The 18569-nt window shown below is 44.9% G+C and carries 19 protein-coding genes; 15 read left to right on the forward strand and 4 right to left on the reverse strand.

Annotated elements, in window-relative coordinates; genetic code table 11:
• Positions 1-6: 6 nt before the first annotated feature.
• A complete protein-coding gene (rpsD, locus tag H70737_RS11525) occupies positions 7-606 on the reverse strand; it encodes a 30S ribosomal protein S4 (RefSeq protein ID WP_042187338.1) in 600 nt (199 codons plus the stop codon).
• A 399-nt stretch (positions 607-1005) separates the two neighbouring features.
• On the opposite strand from rpsD, the gene H70737_RS11530 reads away from it, so the two are divergent.
• The 5 genes from H70737_RS11530 to H70737_RS11550 all read left to right on the forward strand — a co-directional run bounded on the left by H70737_RS11530 (position 1006) and on the right by H70737_RS11550 (position 6072).
• Positions 1006-3000 (forward strand): sensor domain-containing diguanylate cyclase, encoded by a 1995-nt coding sequence (locus tag H70737_RS11530; protein ID WP_042187340.1) that lies wholly within the window; start codon positions 1006-1008, stop codon positions 2998-3000.
• A gap of 247 nt (positions 3001-3247) precedes the next feature.
• Complete coding sequence (locus H70737_RS11535) at positions 3248-4000, forward strand: hypothetical protein (RefSeq protein ID WP_042187343.1); 753 nt, start codon at positions 3248-3250, stop codon at positions 3998-4000.
• 95 nt (positions 4001-4095) lie between these two features.
• Positions 4096-5211 (forward strand): aminopeptidase, encoded by a 1116-nt coding sequence (locus tag H70737_RS11540; RefSeq protein WP_042187346.1) that lies wholly within the window; start codon positions 4096-4098, stop codon positions 5209-5211.
• A 106-nt stretch (positions 5212-5317) separates the two neighbouring features.
• The gene (locus H70737_RS11545; protein WP_042126831.1) at positions 5318-5563 is read left to right on the forward strand and encodes an HPr family phosphocarrier protein; all 246 of its coding nucleotides are present in this window, start codon (positions 5318-5320) and stop codon (positions 5561-5563) included.
• A 212-nt stretch (positions 5564-5775) separates the two neighbouring features.
• Positions 5776-6072: an Fpa/YlaN family protein gene (locus H70737_RS11550; RefSeq protein ID WP_042126833.1), complete on the forward strand. Its 297-nt coding sequence runs from the start codon at positions 5776-5778 to the stop codon at positions 6070-6072.
• A 95-nt stretch (positions 6073-6167) separates the two neighbouring features.
• On the opposite strand, the gene cax is transcribed toward H70737_RS11550, so the two are convergent.
• Positions 6168-7238: a calcium/proton exchanger gene (cax, locus tag H70737_RS11555; RefSeq protein WP_042187348.1), complete on the reverse strand. Its 1071-nt coding sequence runs from the start codon at positions 7236-7238 to the stop codon at positions 6168-6170.
• A 154-nt stretch (positions 7239-7392) separates the two neighbouring features.
• On the opposite strand from cax, the gene H70737_RS11560 reads away from it, so the two are divergent.
• A complete protein-coding gene (locus H70737_RS11560; protein WP_042126837.1) occupies positions 7393-7758 on the forward strand; it encodes an Asp23/Gls24 family envelope stress response protein in 366 nt (121 codons plus the stop codon).
• A 90-nt stretch (positions 7759-7848) separates the two neighbouring features.
• Here H70737_RS11560 and ftsW read toward each other — a convergent pair whose 3' ends face one another.
• Entirely contained in the window at positions 7849-9093 is a 1245-nt protein-coding gene (gene ftsW / locus H70737_RS11565) for a putative lipid II flippase FtsW (RefSeq protein ID WP_042187350.1), read from the reverse strand.
• On the reverse strand, positions 9090-9437 hold the full coding sequence (locus tag H70737_RS11570; protein WP_042187352.1) for a YugN family protein: 348 nt from the start codon (positions 9435-9437) through the stop codon (positions 9090-9092). Before H70737_RS11570 ends, ftsW begins: the two co-directional genes overlap by 4 nt.
• 239 nt (positions 9438-9676) lie before the next feature.
• On the opposite strand from H70737_RS11570, the gene H70737_RS11575 reads away from it, so the two are divergent.
• From H70737_RS11575 to H70737_RS11615, 9 genes are all read left to right on the forward strand, one after another.
• Positions 9677-10858 carry a M20 family metallopeptidase gene (locus H70737_RS11575; protein ID WP_042193734.1) on the forward strand — a complete coding sequence of 394 codons (1182 nt, stop codon included), beginning with the start codon at positions 9677-9679 and terminating at the stop codon, positions 10856-10858.
• A gap of 62 nt (positions 10859-10920) precedes the next feature.
• Positions 10921-11352, forward strand: coding sequence for a CBS domain-containing protein (locus H70737_RS11580; RefSeq protein WP_042187355.1), 432 nt, complete (start codon positions 10921-10923; stop codon positions 11350-11352).
• A gap of 217 nt (positions 11353-11569) precedes the next feature.
• Positions 11570-13282, forward strand: a complete 1713-nt coding sequence (locus H70737_RS11585) for a DNA repair helicase XPB (RefSeq protein ID WP_042187357.1) — start codon at positions 11570-11572, stop codon at positions 13280-13282.
• On the forward strand, positions 13279-15210 hold the full coding sequence (locus H70737_RS11590) for a helicase-associated domain-containing protein (protein ID WP_042187360.1): 1932 nt from the start codon (positions 13279-13281) through the stop codon (positions 15208-15210). The genes H70737_RS11585 and H70737_RS11590 overlap by 4 nt, the downstream gene beginning before the upstream one ends.
• Before the next feature lie 15 nt (positions 15211-15225).
• Complete coding sequence (locus tag H70737_RS11595; RefSeq protein ID WP_042187363.1) at positions 15226-15663, forward strand: YlbF/YmcA family competence regulator; 438 nt, start codon at positions 15226-15228, stop codon at positions 15661-15663.
• Positions 15664-15703: 40 nt separating this feature from the next.
• Positions 15704-15967 carry a YlbG family protein gene (locus H70737_RS11600; protein WP_042126853.1) on the forward strand — a complete coding sequence of 88 codons (264 nt, stop codon included), beginning with the start codon at positions 15704-15706 and terminating at the stop codon, positions 15965-15967.
• Positions 15968-16131: 164 nt separating this feature from the next.
• On the forward strand, positions 16132-16569 hold the full coding sequence (locus tag H70737_RS11605) for a hypothetical protein (RefSeq protein ID WP_042193736.1): 438 nt from the start codon (positions 16132-16134) through the stop codon (positions 16567-16569).
• 133 nt (positions 16570-16702) lie between these two features.
• Entirely contained in the window at positions 16703-17602 is a 900-nt protein-coding gene (locus tag H70737_RS11610) for a selenium metabolism-associated LysR family transcriptional regulator (RefSeq protein WP_042187365.1), read from the forward strand.
• Positions 17603-17651: 49 nt separating this feature from the next.
• Positions 17652-18566, forward strand: a complete 915-nt coding sequence (locus tag H70737_RS11615) for a PHP domain-containing protein (RefSeq protein WP_042187367.1) — start codon at positions 17652-17654, stop codon at positions 18564-18566.
• The last annotated feature ends 3 nt before the right edge of the window (positions 18567-18569 follow it).

The raw sequence follows: 18569 nt of genomic DNA on the forward strand, positions 1-18569 counted from the left end.
GAGATATTAACGGTTGTAGAACTCGACGATTTGTTTCTCATCGATATCCTGGGAAAGCTCGGAACGTTCTGGCAAACGAATGTATTTACCTTCGAAAGATCCTTCAGCAGATTCCAGGTAAGCTGGAAGGTGGGAACGGTTAGCAAGAGCTTCTTTGATGGAAGCCATGCTTTGGCTTCTTTCGCGAAGACCGATAACGTCGCCCAAGCTTACACGATAAGAAGCGATGTCGACTTTTTTGCCGTTAACAGTTACGTGTCCGTGGGATACCAACTGACGTGCACCAGCACGGGAGTTAGCAAATCCAAGACGGTAAACTAGGTTGTCCAAGCGGCTTTCAAGCAAGAACATGAAGTTTTCGCCCGCAAGACCTGGAAGCTTTTGTGCTTTAGTGAAGAGAGTTTTGAATTGTTTCTCTCCCAAACCATACATGTGACGCAGTTTTTGTTTTTCCAAAAGCTGCATTCCGTAGTTACTTACTTTTCTGCGTTGGTTAGCTCCGTGTTGTCCTGGTGGAAAAGGGCGTTTCAAGTCTTTTCCTGTACCGCTAAGGGAAATTCCCAGACGGCGGCTGAGTTTGAATTTAGGTCCGGTGTAACGTGCCATGTTATAGTAGACTCCTTTATAATTGAAATTTCAGGGTAGGGCCTATTTGCGCCGCATTTCGTATCCGTGATTAGTATTAATGGCTTCCACACTGCCAGGGAAGTTCAGCCGCTGCCCTGGCAGTAACGAAATGCGTGAGGGTGACACAACGTTACGCCCAAGTAAGACTTGTTACAGTCTTGTTCAACAATAAATATTATATGAATACAGTATATAAAGTCAAGCGCTTATTAAAAGAGTTTTTGTCAATCTTTGTCGATAGTTCTTTGGTCCTAAAAAAAAGTCCCGGAAATGATGAAAATATAATGCAATGCACAAAGAAAGGGAGTAAAATATAGTTAATTAGTTATTACTAGGGAAGATAGTTTTCTTAATCAAGATGCAAAGGGGATCTTCGTTATGTCAGAGCAGAAAGCATACGTCCATAAAGACAGCCGTATGCTGTTACAGGACAACTTACACGCTAGTAGAGATTCCGAAGATCCCACCGCCTGGCTTAGGGAAACGGAAATAGTAACGCATGACTTCCCTTATCTAGCAAATTTGATTGCAGACAGTTTCAATGAATGGTTTGGTGGGCTCAATGTCCTTCCATTCTCTAGATCATGGGAATGGTGTGTGCTGAATTTTGAAGGTAAATATATAAACAATAGTTTGGATCAACAAGAACTATGGAGGCAGCAGTGGGAACAGGCGGCGGCTTCTAGCTTGATTTCAGAAACAATCTCTGCCGTTACGTTAACCGTAGAAGGTAAGGATCTGAGTTTTTTTACCATACCGCTATTCACTCGCGTCGACAATAAAATTTTTGCGTTTTTGGGCTGTTCTATGCCTACGCAACAATATGAAATGGGTGGACGAGATACTGCAGAAGCTATGTCGCTGCATTACCGCACCTGTTTTTATCATAAGTTTGAACATATATTTGTAGCTGATCTTGCAAGTACCCATATTCATGCAGAACGTGAAAGCAATCGTCGTTCATTGTTATTTCAGATTGTTCAGCGGATGCATGACAATATTGATGTAGATGCTGTACTTTCGGAAGTCATTGATAGCATCTCTGCGATGTATCCTGGAGCCAGACTCGACCTGTATATGTCACAAGATCATCGCAGCACTAATCCGCAGGTCAAACCGTTACCTTTCCACATGTCCAGTGATGATGTCTGTGCCAGGGCGTTCAAGGATGGACGTGTTGCGCTGCACACTAGTGATGAAAATCACCGAAATGTAGAAATAGGGCTTCCGTTAGGTGGTAAGCAGGGGGTCTATGGGGTATTCCATATGGTGATGGATAATCCAATCTTCCCTGACGTTGATTTACGGTTTCTCACAATGGTAGCCGATACGGCAGGGACTGCTTTTGAGAACGCCAAGCTTTATGAGCGCTCCAATCAGCTAATCCGTGAGCTTCGTATGAGTAATGAGCTTACCCAGCGTTTGAATCAAAGCTTGCGTTTAGGCGATATTTTTCAATTTGCGTTTGAAGAGCTACTTGAAATGTTTGGTGCAGATTACTGCTGTATCTTACATATGAATGAGGAAAAGGGTGGCCTAGAAGTTATTGCCTGCAACCATCCTTCATTGCAGAATGAAGTATTAGAAGTAGGAGCAGGTTTAGGTGGAAAGGTGTATTCCACAGGTGAGTCACTGATCATGTCTGACTACATAGATAATCCTAAGACAACTTCCCGACTAATGAATGCTACCGGTTCACAGTCGTTGATTGCCACACCTCTTAGTGTGGGTGGAGAAGTGCGAGGTGCGATTATGCTGGCACATCGAGATTCTCATTATTTTTCCTATGACAACTACAGGCTATTGCAGGCGATGGCGGGACATATTGGTCTAGCAGTAGGTAACGCCAGGCTACATGCTGAAGTTAGACGTCTAGCGAATAGAGATAGCCTAACAGGTCTCTATGCTCGTCATTATTTGGACGAAGAGATAAAAGAAAGACAGTCTACGGACTTCTGCGGTTGTTTAATTGTTGTGGATATTGATCAGTTCAAAATTGTGAATGATACCTATGGTCATCAAAAAGGCGATAAGATTCTAAAAGAGGTTAGTGAAATTGTGAAATCTTCCATCCGTCAAGGCGACATTGCTGCGAGGTGGGGTGGGGAGGAGCTCTCCGTTTATTTACCGTTAATGGGAATGCAGCAGGCGGGTTATGTAGCTGAGCGTATACGCAAACGCGTTATGGAAGAAACTGAACCTAGTGTAACGGTATCCTGCGGAATAGCGGAATGGAGCTGGATGGACGATCGAGTAAGTGTTGAGTCATTATTTTATCGAGCGGATATGGCACTGTATAAAGCTAAGAATAACGGCCGGAACCAAGTTGTTTTTGATACGAAAGAAAATGATAGCAATATTAAGAATCCGTGAGGTAAGCCTCATGGGTTCTTTTTTTATATGCACAGTTATTCTGGCTCTAATTGCGGTATAAGGCTTGCAGGAAGGGAGAACCCTATACATGGGTTGTACTTAAGCAAAATACTCCGAGAAAGGCCTGAGGTCCGTGAGAAAGCTATTATTACTTAAGGGAGGAGTCCCTCTAGTTCTGACACTGTATTGCCTGTTATGTAGCGGATGTAGCGTCATAAGAGACAAACCTGCGAAGGAGGATTTAAGTTTGGCGTTGGCAGGGATGGCTGGAAGTGATGAGGTTGTTTTTGAAGGGGCGAATATGCTGAAACACGGGGGAACAACGGTTCCTGAATCCTTATTGTTCTACGGAGGCACAGTGAAGGATCATAAAAAGGTCAAGCTGTACACGCTTCTTCCAGATAAATCTATGACCAAAAAAGCAGCAGCTGATGGCGTTAAAGACTTAAAGAGTAGCGCATATGCTCTGAAACCTTATTACAGTCAGTTAGAGAAAAAAGAGGGCAGATGGGAACTTCAGACTACTGAAAATTCCTCGGAGGAGGGAAATCCATTACCTGCGCTAAATCCGCTAAAGCAACTCGAGGAGCTTGAGTCCATGGAGACGAGTGTAACCGAAGAGGCTGGAGCAGGCAGAGGGACAAGTGTGCTGCGAATCGAATTGACGCCTTCAGAGGCTAGGAAGCAGCTGTCTGCTGAATTGGAGAAAGAAATGCAGAACCTTCGTCCTAAAGTCCCCGAATCCGCTGAGAACAACACAGAGGCGGTTCAGGCAGTGACGAAAGCTTTGGAGAAGCTGTGGCAGAAGAAAAATAATGAGCTACAGCAAAAGCTGAAACAGGCTAATGTTGAAACGGTCTACCACCTAACGGTTGATAAGAAGCATAATCTTCCCAGAAGGCTTACCTTGAATCGAAAAGTAAGCTATTCCGGTGAAATGATGAATAAATCTGAAAATGAAACTTATGTATCTAAGGTGGATTTCACAGGTTACCGTTAATCTTTACATGGTTATGCAGGTCTTGCGCTCCATAAAGGGCGTGCTACAATAGAACAGCATGCTTATTTTTCAGACAGAGGAAGGAAGAGTACACAATGAAAGATCCCAGAATTCAAAAGCTGGCGGCAAATCTTGTAGGTTATTCCGTAGATGTTCAGCCAGGCGAGAACGTGCTTGTAGAAATGATTGGCAATGAAAGAGATTTAATCAAAGCTGTTGTTGAGGAAATCGGTAAAGCTGGCGCTCATGCTTTTGTTCAGTTGACAGATCGTACAGTCCTACGCAGCATGCTTAAATTTGCAACACGTGAGAGTCTTCAGACATGGGCTGAAATTGACTTGAACCGGATGAAGCAAATGGATTGCTATATCGGCATCCGTGCAGGTGAGAATGTAAATGACCTGTCCGATGTTCCAGAAGAAAATATGAAATTGTATAATTCTTTGTATTCCCATCCAGTGCATAGTGAACAACGCGTGAAGCATACGAAGTGGGTAGTATTACGTTATCCCAATGCGAGTATGGCTCAGCTTGCAAATATTAGTACAGAAGCATTTGAGGACTTTTATTTCGAAGTGTGTAATTTGGATTACGCCAAAATGGACAAGGCTCAGGATGCATTGGCTGATCTCATGCGCAGAACAGATAAGGTACATATTTCAGGTCCTGGAACAGATCTTAAGTTCTCCATCAAAGGAATCGGTGCAGAGAAATGCTCTGGACAAAAGAATATTCCGGATGGCGAGGTTTACAGCGCTCCTGTTCGTGATTCTGTAAATGGAACGATCAGCTATAATGCACCATCCGTTTATAACGGAGTGACTTTTGAAAATATCAAATTCAAATTCGAGAACGGTAAAATTGTTGAAGCAACAAGCAATGACTCCGCTCGCTTGAATGAAATCCTGAATTCAGATGACGGCGCACGTCACATTGGAGAATTTGCCATAGGCTTTAACCCTTACATTTTGCACCCAATGAATGACATTCTGTTCGATGAGAAAATTGCAGGCAGCCTGCACTTTACACCAGGACAAGCATATGATGTTACAGATAACGGAAACCGGTCCTCCATTCACTGGGATCTTGTATTAATCCAACGTCCAGACTATGGCGGCGGGGAGATTTATTTTGACGATGTATTAATCCGTAAGGATGGAATCTTCGTGTTACCAGAACTGGAAGGTCTGAATCCTGAAAACTTGAAATAAGCTGTAAAAGTAAGAAAACACCTTGCACAAGTAAGCGGATTCAAGGTATCATAAGAAATGATTACAAATGACTTATGTTTCATAATCAAGTTGCGGAGGGATTTCTATGTCCAGTAACAATGCGGCAATCGTTGATATTGCTCAAACGGCAGGTCAGTTCAACTCTTCAATCGTTCTTCAAGCGGACAACAAGTACATTGATGTTAAGAGTATCCTTGGTTTGTTCACGACTTTGGTATCAAGCCAAAGCTACGAGCTTCATGTTCACGGAACAGATGCAGAAGAAGCTAAGAAGGCAATGAGTGAAGTTTTTGCTAAACACGGTTTGAACTTTACAGTTGTAGCTGAGTAATAGTTGTATGTAAAGACGTCCTACCGATTTACGGTGGGGCGTTTTTTCTAGAAATAGATGTGGAATTAATGGCATCCCTTATAAACAACATAGCTGCTTCTTTCAAATAAATGGTTAGTATAAACAGAATTGTTGTATTGATATCCGATTTCGACTAATATTAAGTAAAATAGTAAAAGCAGCTTAACTTTTGGACATGGGGGGGAAGAGGCATGACTTCGTCGGAATTACAGGAACAGTTTAATCTTAAAGCGATCAATCTTCTACAAGAAGATGCCGATAAAATTCAGCAACTTATTGAAGTGCAGATGGAAAATCTGGCAACACGCTACTGCCCTCTCTATGAGGAAGTGCTTGATACCCAAATGTACGGTTTCTCAAGAGAGGTCGATTTTGCGGTTAGAGCAGGTTTGGTGCCAGAGATTACCGGTAAAATGGTGCTGAGTAAGCTGGAGCGGAATTTAGCAGTACTCTATGAGGCATTGAATAACAAAGCAAAAGAAGAATAAGTTTTGATTTATAGTATTCATAGAAACGCACATGAGAGGACTTTCGTCACTCATGTGCGTTTTTTTTTAGAACTATAGAATGAAAAGGGAAGTATTTATACTAGATAAAAGGAGACTCCGAGAATTAGATAAACCGTTAATAGCAAGAGACCCTCATACCAGTTGGTCGAACCATCCTGAGTGATTGATTTGGCAATAAAGACGGCGACACCAATGGCGACAATTTCGATCGTTGTAAACACAATGTCCATAGTATCACCCATGAAATAACTGGCGAAGATAAGTACAGGCGCTACAAATAGTGCAATTTGAAGACTGCTCCCGACAGCTATTTCTACTGCCGCACCGATTTTGTTCTTCATGGCTAGCATAATGGCTGCACTATGTTCTGCGGCATTACCGATGATTGCCACGAGGAAGGCGCCTACAAACAGTTCACTAAATCCAAAGCGCTCAGTTAGTGTCTCTAGCGTCCCTACCAGCCACTCACTCACAAAGGCTACCATCACGGTAGCAAGAAGTAGATAAAGGATGGATCTGTTTCTGGACCACTTAGGCGCATGCTCATGAGCCATTTCTTCCTTACCGGCTTCTGTAACGTCCTCTAGATGTTTCTTGTGCGTAATCATGGAGAAGACAAGCCAGGCCATGTACGAAGCGATGAGCAGCCCAGCAACGATTAAACTCAGCACGTCTGTATCTTTTTCAGTTATGGAATGGGTATTGAAGAACATAGCCGGTACAAATAAAGCGATCACCGCTACGATCATAAGGGAACCGTTCATACCGGCAAGGGTTACGTTAAAGTTCTGTACTTTGAACTTCATTCCGCCAGCGAAAATACTTAAACCGAGGACAAGCAGCAGATTGCCAATAATGGAACCGGTAAGACTGGCTTTCACCATGTCGAACAGTCCTTCCTTCACTAGGAAAAAGGCAATGATTAGCTCTGCGGCATTACCGAAGGTAGCGTTTAGGAAGCCGCCTAACCGCTGTCCAGCATAATGTGCTACACTTTCTGTGGCGCGGCCCAGAAAGCCAGCCACAAACACAACGGCTACTGCAGAGAGAACGAACTGAAGCGTGTGGTCCCAATCTGCATAATGTCCTATGGCACTAAGGATAAAGGTGATTGCCAGCAAAGCTGGTGAAATCCATTTTTTCAAGGTAAAGTACACTCCAATCTATGTATTCAGGATCAATTCATAATCAATATACCCAAATTATTCCTAAGTGTAAACGAGAAAGCGAGAAACTGATTTGCTTTTTAGCCTGTTTAGGAATTACAATAATTGATAATGAGTTAAGGGGGGATATGGCATGGCAGAACAACTTCAATTGGAAATGGGAAATATACGAATTTCAAATGACGTCGTCTCGAAAATTGCCGGATTGGCTGCCTTGGAGACTCCAGGTATTGCAGCCATGTCAGGTGGCCTATCAGAGGGCTGGGCAAAGCGTCTTAGTGGCAAGAACGTCCAAAAGGGCGTTACCGTTGAAGTGGGACAGCTAGAAGCAGCAGTAGACCTGCGTATTATAGTTCTCTATGAAACTCCGATACATGAAGTGTGCCGGATGCTTCAACAGAACGTACGCGAAGCTGTGGAGAGCATGACTGGACTTCATATTGTTGAAGTGAATGTCAAAGTTGAAGGCGTAGCCTTTAAGAACGATGAAATTGCTTAATGCAAAAGTGCTTGTACACAAAAAAGCAGTCCAAGATACTTAACTTGGACTGCTTTTTTATATATTCCATTACATCCGGATTTATGAATCTTACCGGGAACGAACTTGTCTAACCGTAGTTACAGATTTCGTGACTTCCTCTTTAGCTGGAAGATTAGTTTCTCTTGAAATGCTCAGCATAATTCCCATGGACAGCATACTCACAAGAAGTGAAGAACCGCCGTAGCTGATAAATGGCAAAGTTACACCAGTAAGCGGAATCGTCTTCGTTACGCCACCAATATTGACAAAGGCCTGAATGGCAATGAGGCCCATAATACCAATGCCCACTAGTGTGCCAAAGGGATCTTTACACCTTAATGCGATTAAAATACCTCGCCAGATAAAATACAGATATAACATCAGAAATAATGCCGTTCCTACAAAGCCGAATTCTTCACCAATGACGGGGAAAATAAAGTCCGTATACGGGTATTTAAGATAATCCAGCTTTTGAATGCTTTTGCCAAAGCCAGAGCCACTGACTCCACCTTGTCCGAGAGCGGTCAAAGACTGAATAATATTATATCCTTCGCCTTCAGCATCCTGATAGGGATCTATGAAAGCTTGAATACGGCCTTTTCTATAGTCCTGATTGGCAGCTACTTTGTCGGTTGCGGGGGAAAGAGAATCAATCGCTGCTTTAGCCCCCATAACAATTCCTACACCTAGCACCAAGAGTGCAATAGAGCCAAGGATATGCTTCATGCTGGCACCGCCTGCATAAATGACAAGTCCACTGGTAGCCACGAGAATAAGGCATGAGCCCAAATCTGGCTGCATCATAATAAGTCCGGCAACTATACCCACAATGACCATTACAGGGATATATCCTGTACGGAAATCTCTAAACCGTTCACCTTTTTTGGTAATCAGTGCAGAGAGATACAGGATAATTGATATTTTGGCCAGCTCGGTAGGTTGAATCCCTAGCTTCCCGATACTTAACCAGCTCTTGGCGCCATTGATTCTTTCGGAGAAGGCTACAATTAGCAGGAGAATAACGGTGATGATGAAGATAGGGACATACCACTTTTTGAATTTACTGTAGTGAATATTCATGGCTATAAACATAACAACGATTCCAAGTACGATCCAAATCATTTGGCGTTTCATGAAATATAGAGGGTCATTACCGAACTTCGAGCTTGCTAAGGTCAAACTGGAGCTAGCACTGAAGACCATGACTAGACCGAAACCCACAAGTAGTAGTGTTAAGATGAGTAGTTGGAAATCGGGTGTTCCTCTTTTGGGCAGGCTGACATTTTGTTTCGTCTTTCCCTTTCTGTTACTCAAGCCTCCAACAGCTGCTTTAATTCGAGAATCCGAGTAGCAGCAGTGTCCAATACTGGTTTAGGCACCGGGGAGTCATACTCCAGGCCATGGGGGAATGTTGCTTTCCCTAAGTATACGGCTTCAATTGCAAGTACGGCATCAGCTTTCTCCAGCTTCCCCTCGACAGCGCGAGTGTTGATGCGTAGAAAGTATTCGCCACCATCCTGTGGGTCTTCAATTTTGCAGTCGTAAGTGGCACGATAGTATTCCCATTGCCAGCGAATGAAGCCAGCCTTTGTCGCACTCTCGTCCAGATAGAGAAGATCACTCTTCAATCCTACGAGGCCCGTGTTCTCAAAAATCATAGCACGCATATCCCCCTTATGAAGTATAATGATGAATTCATGATCCGTTTGCTGATGTTCTACCTCATGATAGTATGTTTCTAAACGTTGTGCAAGAGTAGGCACCTCCTAACGATACCCAGTTTTTTGCGTTTCTGCTACAATAAAAGAATTATAGCCGTATACGGCTGGAACAAAGTGTACAGGACTGCTGTCGCATGCTATTGATGCGGGTTTATGAAGAAGGGGATGGAGAACGTATGAAGAGCTTAGCGGTTGATTCTCTCATGCCGGAGATCGTGGAATGGAGACGCCATTTACACCGTCATCCGGAGTTGTCTTTTCATGAAAAGGAAACGTCAGCATTTATAGCAGACAAGTTAGCAGAATTCGGAATTGAAGTTAGGAGAAGCACGTCTGGGTATGGTGTAACGGGTATATTGCGAGGACATCGGCCAGGGAAAACGGTAGTCCTTCGCGCGGATATGGATGCACTACCTATTAAAGAAGAGAATAAGAATGACTACGTTTCGCAAAATGAAGGAGTTATGCATGCCTGTGGGCATGATGGACACACTTCAATACTGCTGGGTGTAGCCTCTTACTATAGCAGCCGCCTTGAAGAGTTAGAAGGGGAGCTGCGTTTTCTTTTTCAGCCAGCGGAGGAGGTATGCCCGGGTGGTGCACAGGGGATGATTGCCGAAGGCATGCTGGAAGGCGCGGATGCGGTGTATGGTTTGCATTTGTGGACTCCGCTTCCAATGGGGACCGTGGGCAGTGCGCCAGGACCTCTTATGGCATCTGCTGATGAATTTTTCATTGATATCATCGGCCGGGGTGGACATGGCGGTATGCCGAATCGCACGATAGACAGTATTGTGGCCGGGGCGGCGCTTGTGACTCAGCTTCAGAGCATCGTAAGCCGCTCTGTGAACCCGCTGGAGCCCGCTGTTCTTAGTGTAGGAACCATTCAAGGGGGATTCGCCCAGAATGTCATTGCTGAGCATTGTCGCATTACAGGAACCGTACGGGCGTTCGACGAGGAGACCCGTTATCTGATCCGCAGCAGAATCGAAGAAATGACAGTTTCAATAGCTGGCGCATACGGTGCGGAAGCTAAGATAGACTATGTGATGGGATATCCGCCACTCGTAAATCACGAGGGCGAATACCAGCGTTTTTCCGAGGTGGCACCAGGAGCACTAGGAGAAGCTGTTCAAGTGATTCGGATGGAAAAGCTGATGCCAGCTGAGGATTTTGCCTACTATGTAAAAGAAATTCCTGGCTGCTTTATGTTCGTAGGGGCTGGGAATCCAGATAAAGATGCAGCTTACCCGCATCATCATAGCAAATTTGATTTTGACGAGGATGCTATGTTGCATGGGATGAAATTATTAATCGCTATGGCGAATTCCTGTTTGCAAGAGAAGACAATCGTATAATTTCGTTTCATAGAGGAGAACCTATTCCATAACATGGAGATTACGTTTAGGAGGGTTCGTTCTTGAAGACAGTGAAAGAGGTTATGACGAAGGATCCAGTAACAGTTACACTACTGGATAATGTGTATGAAGTCGCTGTTAAAATGAGAGAGCATGACACTGGATTTATACCAGTCATTGATAATGAAGACAATAAGACATTACTCGGTGTAATTACAGATCGTGATCTAGTGATTAGAGGTTACGCGGCTAAACACCCTGGATCAACAGCTGTGGAAAAGGTAATGAGTAGAGAAATTCAGACCGTCTCAGAGAATACATCTGTAGATGAGGCTGCAGAACTGATGTCGAGCTGGCAAATTCGCAGATTGGCTGTGACTAGTGGCCAGAAGCTGATGGGTGTAGTGTCCATCGGTGACTTGGCTGTGCGCAACATTTTTGCGGACGAGGCTGGAGAAGCGCTTCATGATATTTCGCAGCAGCATTTACATTAAATAGTTTGATAGGGAAGCTCATGACCGTTATGCGGGGATGAGCTTTTTCCTGTTCAAATCTAAGAAAATATAGATTTCACACTATACATTATCCTAATATTTCTCGCATAAACGCTTACCGTCCTTTTGAGACGCCGAGGACGTTTTTGCTTGTATGAATGTAAGCAGATTATATAGCGCAGGCTTGAATAAAATTAATGATTGGGGAGGGAACGTTATGAATGAAACAGGGGCTTGCATTGTGCGAAGGGATCGGACGATTCTACTGGAATGTGCACATCCTGGTTTTGAGAAGGCTAGGAAAGAACTAGGAGCCTTTGCAGAGCTCGTAAAGAGTCCTCCGGCTTATCACACCTATAGAATCACTCCATTATCATTATGGAATGCTGCAGCGCTTAATTATACAGCTGAAACGATTATTTCAAGTCTGCATCAACTTGCGCGCTGGGGTGTTCCTGCCGGGCTGGAGGATGAGATCGCAACTCTTCTCTCTAGGTATGGAAAGCTCACCCTTCACGGTCAAGAGACTTCGAATGAGCTCATTACGCTTAGGGCTGAGACAGCTGAGATTCTGAATGGACTAGTTAATGAATCAGGTCTAAAGGAGTTAGGTTTGCAGAGAATAAATCCACTAGAAAGCTCATGCCGTGCGGAGAACAGAGGGCTTTTAAAGCAAGAGCTGATGAGACTAGGCTACCCTGTACTGGATTATGCTGGTTATCATGTCGGACAAGCTCTAAGTTTGACCTGGAAGGAGTCTCACAATCACGCAAAGGATGGAGCGAAAGGTGAAACTTTTGGACTGCGTGAATATCAGCAGGAGGCTGTCCAGATGTTTCAAGGCATAGAAGGGCAGGGAGGCAGCGGGGTAGTTGTGTTGCCTTGTGGAGCGGGTAAGACGGTAGTGGGACTGGCCGTTCTTGAAAGTCTACAATGCGAAACACTGATCTTAACTTCAAATACAACTTCGGTAAGACAATGGGTAGATGAGCTGCTTGAGCGAACCGATTTGGCTGATGAGGCTATTGGCGAATACTCCGGTGAAAAAAGAGAAGTGCGGCCTGTTACTATAGCTACCTATCAGATATTAACGCACCGTCAATCCAAAGGCGGTCCTTTTCTCCATATGAAGCTGTTCAATGAACGCAACTGGGGTTTGATTATTTATGATGAGGTTCATCTGCTTCCAGCTCCAGTATTCCGGGCTACAGCAGATATTCAGGCTACTAGAAGACTAGGTCTCACTGCAACTCTGGTTAGAGAAGACGGGAAGGAAGGGGACGTATTCTCATTGATCGGGCCTAAGCGTTACGACATGCCTTGGAAGGAGCTGGAGCAGCAGGGCTGGATTGCAGAGGTAGAATGTGTCGAGATGATCGTACCGATGAGCTCTGAGCTGAGACAGAAGTATTTGTATGCGGAAGCGAAAGAGAAATTTCGTATGGCCTCATGCAATCCTGCAAAAGCTGAGGTTATAGTCGAGCTTCTAAAAGCCCATCAGGGATCATCGGTTCTGGTTATTGGACAGTATCTCGACCAATTAATTGAACTGGCGGATAAGATCGGTGCACCTCTGATTACGGGTAAAACGAAGCAGCGAGAAAGAGATGAGTTGTATGCAGCTTTTAACGAGGGAATAATACAGGTGCTTGTTGTCTCTAAAGTAGCGAATTTTGCGGTGAATTTGCCAGATGCGTCGATTGCTATTGAGGTTTCAGGAGCTTTTGGATCCAGGCAGGAGGAGGCCCAGCGCTTGGGTCGAATCTTGCGTCCGAAGGCGGGTGAGAACAAAGCGTACTTCTATACGCTGGTATCTGAAGATAGCCGGGAGCAGGAATTCGCTATGCGCCGACGGATGTTTTTAACAGAACAGGGGTATGAATATGTCGTTAAAATGGTGCCGAACGGAAAGGAGCGGACGATCCATTGAACCAGCTATCAGCGGAAGCCCTAGAGGTCTTAAAGCGATTATGTGCTGCTTACGCGGCCCAGCCCTTTGACGAGGGAAAAGAAGAGCGTTGGCGTCCTTCGACGCTCTGCCGGGCAGAGCAAAAGCTTGCAATGAATGAACTGCGGCGCGCTGGGTTGTTAACTGCGAGGCATAAAATATTGGGGGAGAAGCTGTATCAGATTCCAGTTGAACAATTATTAGTGCTAGAACAAGAATTCTTCCCATACCAACCTAAGTTTATTGAGGGTTATTCAGTAAATCTATCCATGGAGGCGGGTGCTGGACTGGCAGTAGATCTGTTTCGGGCCTTGCTGTTCATGGCTCGTGAAGGCCTGCCTTTTACCGCTAAGGGAATTATTCATAAAAAGAATTTAAATCGTTTAGCGGCTCAGCTTTCTTTTCAGGAAAAGCATTTAGCGGGGCTCTCTATGGGTAATCCTTCGAATGAGGTGGATGCCCTGTCAGCGGCTCTTGTAGTAGATATCATGTTGTGTCTTGGGCTTATTAGCAAGCTGAAAACAGGCTATAGACTTGACAAGGATATACTGGGACGTTGGTTGCAACTTCCTGAGACAAGAATGACTGACATCCTGTATGGGATTGTTATTCATCGTTTTGGAAGCATTGGGCCTGCCGATCAGCATTTTCGCTATTTAATATCCAGCACTGCTTTTGTACCCGAGAAATGGACAGTGTTGCCTGAGCTTCTGGACTGGATGGCAGATATGAATTTAACCGGAACAGTTGCCCGAAAAGAGCTGGAACAATCAAGCTTAAACTGGCTTCGTTGTCTAACAGGCTTTGGATGGTGTGAACTGGGGAGCACGCCTGAGGGTATCCAGTGTTTTCGCTGGACTGCTGCAAAACCGAAGCTGATGTACAGTAGTGAGTCCTTCCCTGATTCTGTGGCAGAGCATTCGAATGACCAGTTTATTGTGCAACCCGATTTTGAAGTCCTGATTTCACCGGATGTTCTCTATACTGTGCGCTGGGTTTTAGCTGAATGCGCTGAACTTCTGCAAACAGATACGATGTGGAGCTTCCGACTGACTCGTGAGATGCTAGTGCATGCATCAGAGCGAGGGATGCCTCCAGAAGAAGCGATAGCTTGGATTAAAGATCATGCACTGGGTGGTCTGCCATCTGTGGTGGAGCTGTCTTTAGAGCAATGGGGAAAGAGCATTGGCCGAACATCACTCTCTGAAGTGATTCTGTTGACTTGTCAGACGGAGGAGGACGGAGGGGCTATTGCAGCCCATCCGCGACTGCAAGAGAGCCTTAAACGTATCGGACCGCTTCATTTTCTTGTATCTCCGGAGAATGTGGAACAGATGCGTAAGGAGCTGTTCTTAGCAGGATTGGCCCCTTCTAGGATGATTGGAGGACGTGAGGAAGAGGTGGATGCTGAATGGACTTCATTTCATCAAGAAGCCGAAACCGGGCAAGCGTTGTATTCACTTCCAGAACTAAATGCTGAACTAAAGCTACTCGACAGAGGGAATCCCTTTTTAAACCTACCAGTTATTTCTCCTGAGCAGGAGGAGGATATCTTATTAGGTGGAGAAAATGTGCCACAGATCTGGAGCAAGGAATGGCGCCATTATCATAGCTCAACCGCTCAGAAAGTAATGGAACAAGGGCTGAAATGGGGAATTAAGGTGCGGTTTTCCTTAAAGGACCAAATGTTAGATTTCATCCCCTCCAGAATAAAAGGTAATCCTTGGAAAGTGGCAGGCCATCTGCTGTATAACGATGGTGAAACGGTTGAGGAAATAGAGCTGGCCCCTGAAGACTGGAAGGAAATGAAGTTAGTAATTCCCAAAAGGCGAAGAAATTCCTCTTCTGCTGAAGCGAGTGATTATGGTATGATAGAAAAGTCTACTGAATTCGGTAGAACATTAACGTAGAAAAGAGCTGAGTTCATGAGCGTAGCGGAATTAAATACGGTCGATATGGCTGAAGTGCTGACATACGCCTATGAATTAGGCGATATGATTAATCAATCCGCCGAAGTGTCGGATTACTTATACTGGAAAGGACGGGTTGATTCGAACCCAGAAATTCAGGCCATGGTCAAACAGCTTCAAGCCAAGAAGGAGTTGTTTGAAGAAACACAGCGATTCGGACATTTTCATCCGAACTATCATTCAGCGAAGGATGAGGTTTCGGCAGTAGAAGCGGAATTGGAGAATTTTGAAGAGGTCGCTCGTTTTAAGCAGGCGGAGAAGACTCTTGATGACATTCTGCATTCCATGTCGGAAGCGATTGCTTTTTCAGTATCGGATAGCATTAAAGTACCAAGCAATGATCCTTCCCCTAAAGGTGGATGCGGTAGCGGGGGGAAATGCTCCTGCGGATAAGCTTCCCTTAGGATTTAGAGAGAGAAAGGCGGTTTAGCTTATGTTTGCGGAACGGACAGGATACATCATTTGGGTAAGTGACGTTAAAGCGGCACGTAACCTTGAGAAATACGGAACATTACATTATGTTTCTCGGAAAATGCATTATGCAGTGATGTATGTAAATGCAGAACGTGCCGAGGAAGTTATGAAGAATGTCCGCAGACTCTCCTACGTTCGTAAGATCGAAAGATCCTATCGTAACGAAATTAAGACAGAGTATACCAGTAATGGGCCGGACAAGTCCCGTAACTACGGTATGTAATTCTTGGAGATGAACAGGTGCTTAAGTAGCACCTGTTTTTTTATGCGCAGATCTCGGGTAACCGCGGTTTCTTCCGTGCTCTGGAACTTGTACAACTTTCAGCAATGAGGTAAGATGACAACATTAAGTACATACAAAGACCCTTATGGTGGAGTGTGATGATGATGCGCAACAAAGGGACGGATTGGCCCAGTTCTTACGAGCCCTTCCACATCATGCTGAACGACTACAGGGTCGCTGACATCGTTATAACAAATCATGCGAAGAGTCGTTATTTGGACCGGATCAGTAAAGGTGTAAGCGATGACGAAGAGGTCGCCGCATGGATGTGGCAGTGCCTGATGCAGAATCGGCTCAAGCCCTTTTCAGACAGTGATTTTAACGCGTATTTAATTGACGATGACTCTGTAGTAATCGCTGAGTTCACGGAATTGATAGGTGAAAAAGATATTTCAGGTCAGCCATTATATTCTATGATCATCGTTTCGTTTCTTGGTAGAATCTCTGCGACTCCACAGTTGAGAGATTTAAAAACTTACTTTTCGCTGCTGCGCAATTCCCGCCGCACTAAGCTAACGAAGAAGAAGCGTAAACGTAAATAGTGTATAAAGAACGAACAGGAGGCATGCGGCGGTGGCTGCATGTCCTTTTTGAAAATAAGAATATATAAGCTTCATATCGTACATAATCCCTTACTTAAGTTTCTTTTATAGATAGCACAAGGAGTTGCAGAGCATGAACTTTCATCAATTACATATTTTTTATACTGTCTTAGAGCGAGGAAGCTTCTCGGCAGCGGCACAGACATTACATATGACTCAACCAGCAGTGACCATGCAAGTACAGGCGCTAGAGGATTATTTTGGAACCAAGCTCTTCAATCGTTCTACCAAAAAAATCATGCTCACCGAAGCAGGTCATACGTTAATGCCATACGCGCTGCGCAGTATCCAATTGATGCGGGAGACGGATCAAGCGATGTCGGCGTTTACGCATATGTTGGAAGGGCGCTTGCAGCTTGGGGCAAGCCTTACCATTGGTGAGTATGTGCTGCCACGGCTCTTAGGTCCTTTTGGAAAGCAATATCCGAACATTTCAATCATGATGAAGGTCATGAATACCTCGCAAATTATGGAGGAAATCCTAAAACATCAGTTGAATTTTGGTTTAATTGAAGCATCGGTAACACATCCTGATATGGTGATTGAGCCGGTGATGGGGGATGAATTGAAGTTGATTGTGCCCCATGATCATCCGCTTGCAGAGCAGCAAGAGGTCACTTTGGAGGAGGTGCTTCAGCACCCTTTTGTTCTGCGTGAGCAGGGCTCAGGAACGCGGCGTGTGATGGAAGAGCAGCTGTTCTCGAAGGGGCTTGATCCGGGATCGATGAAAATAGTGATGGAGCTTGGTAGTACGGGTGCTGTGAAGTCGGCAGTGGAGGCAGGTCTTGGGGTTACTATTATCTCGACTTCTTCTGTTAAACATGAGGTTGCGCTTGGACTACTGAAAATCGTGAATATCTCGGATGCCTCATTTAAAAGACAATTCTACGCCATTCATCTAAAATCGACACTGCTGCCAATTTCTGCAGTGACGTTCTTGACTTTTTTGCGCGAGCATTCGAATGATAACTAAAGCAATATGACCAGAGGCAGGAAACTTAGAAACTAGCGAGGTGATAGAAATGGAGAATGAAACTAGACTGGATGAACTGAAGGGCGACAGACCGGAGAATATTGACGCCTCACGATGCGATCTTCACACGCATACTCAAGTCTCTGATGGCATGCAGCCACCAGAGGAAAATGTACGTCTCGCTAAAGAGAAGGGACTAATCGCAGTTGCCATAACGGATCATGATACTGTGGCTGGTGTGAAGGAAGCTCTCAAAGCAGGAGAGAAATACGGAATCACTGTTGTACCGGGTGTAGAGATCAGCACTCGTGCTGGAGGAAAAGATATTCACGTCCTTGGATACTACATAGATCCAGCAAATGAGTTGTTTCTTTCCCGTTTGGGAGGGCTAAGAGAAACCCGGGCACTAAGGAATGAGGCGATCCTCTCAAAATTACGTGGGCTTGGGATTGAAATTACGCTTGAGGCAGTTGTCGCGGGAATTGGACGGGAACTGAAGCCTGATGAGAGTATTGGGCGACCACATATTGCTGATGAGCTGGTTCGTCTTGGAGCAGCTACGGATATGAGAGATGCGTTCAATAAGTATTTAGCCGAAGGTGCAGCGGCTTACGTGTCACCCCCACGAATCACGCCCGAGGATGCCTGTGATTGGATCATCGAGGCGGGTGGGTCTCCAGTATTGGCGCATCCAGGCCTATATGGTGACGACCAGTTAGTACGAGGGATTATGGAGCGGGGGGCTTTTAAAGGGATTGAGGTTTATCATTCGGATCACGAACCCGCTGATTCAGAGCGTTACCTAACCATGGCTGAAGAATTCAGCTTAATTATAACCGGTGGCTCGGATTTTCATGGTGCCCGCCAAGGTGTTGTATTCCATGGAGATATCGGTAGTGTTACGGTTTCTGTTGAAGCGCTGGAACAGTTGAAGAAGGTTGCTGGCATGTTACGTCAAAACTAAGTT

The sequence above is a fragment of the Paenibacillus sp. FSL H7-0737 genome (genome assembly GCF_000758545.1).
In the GTDB taxonomy this organism is placed as follows: domain Bacteria; phylum Bacillota; class Bacilli; order Paenibacillales; family Paenibacillaceae; genus Paenibacillus_AQ.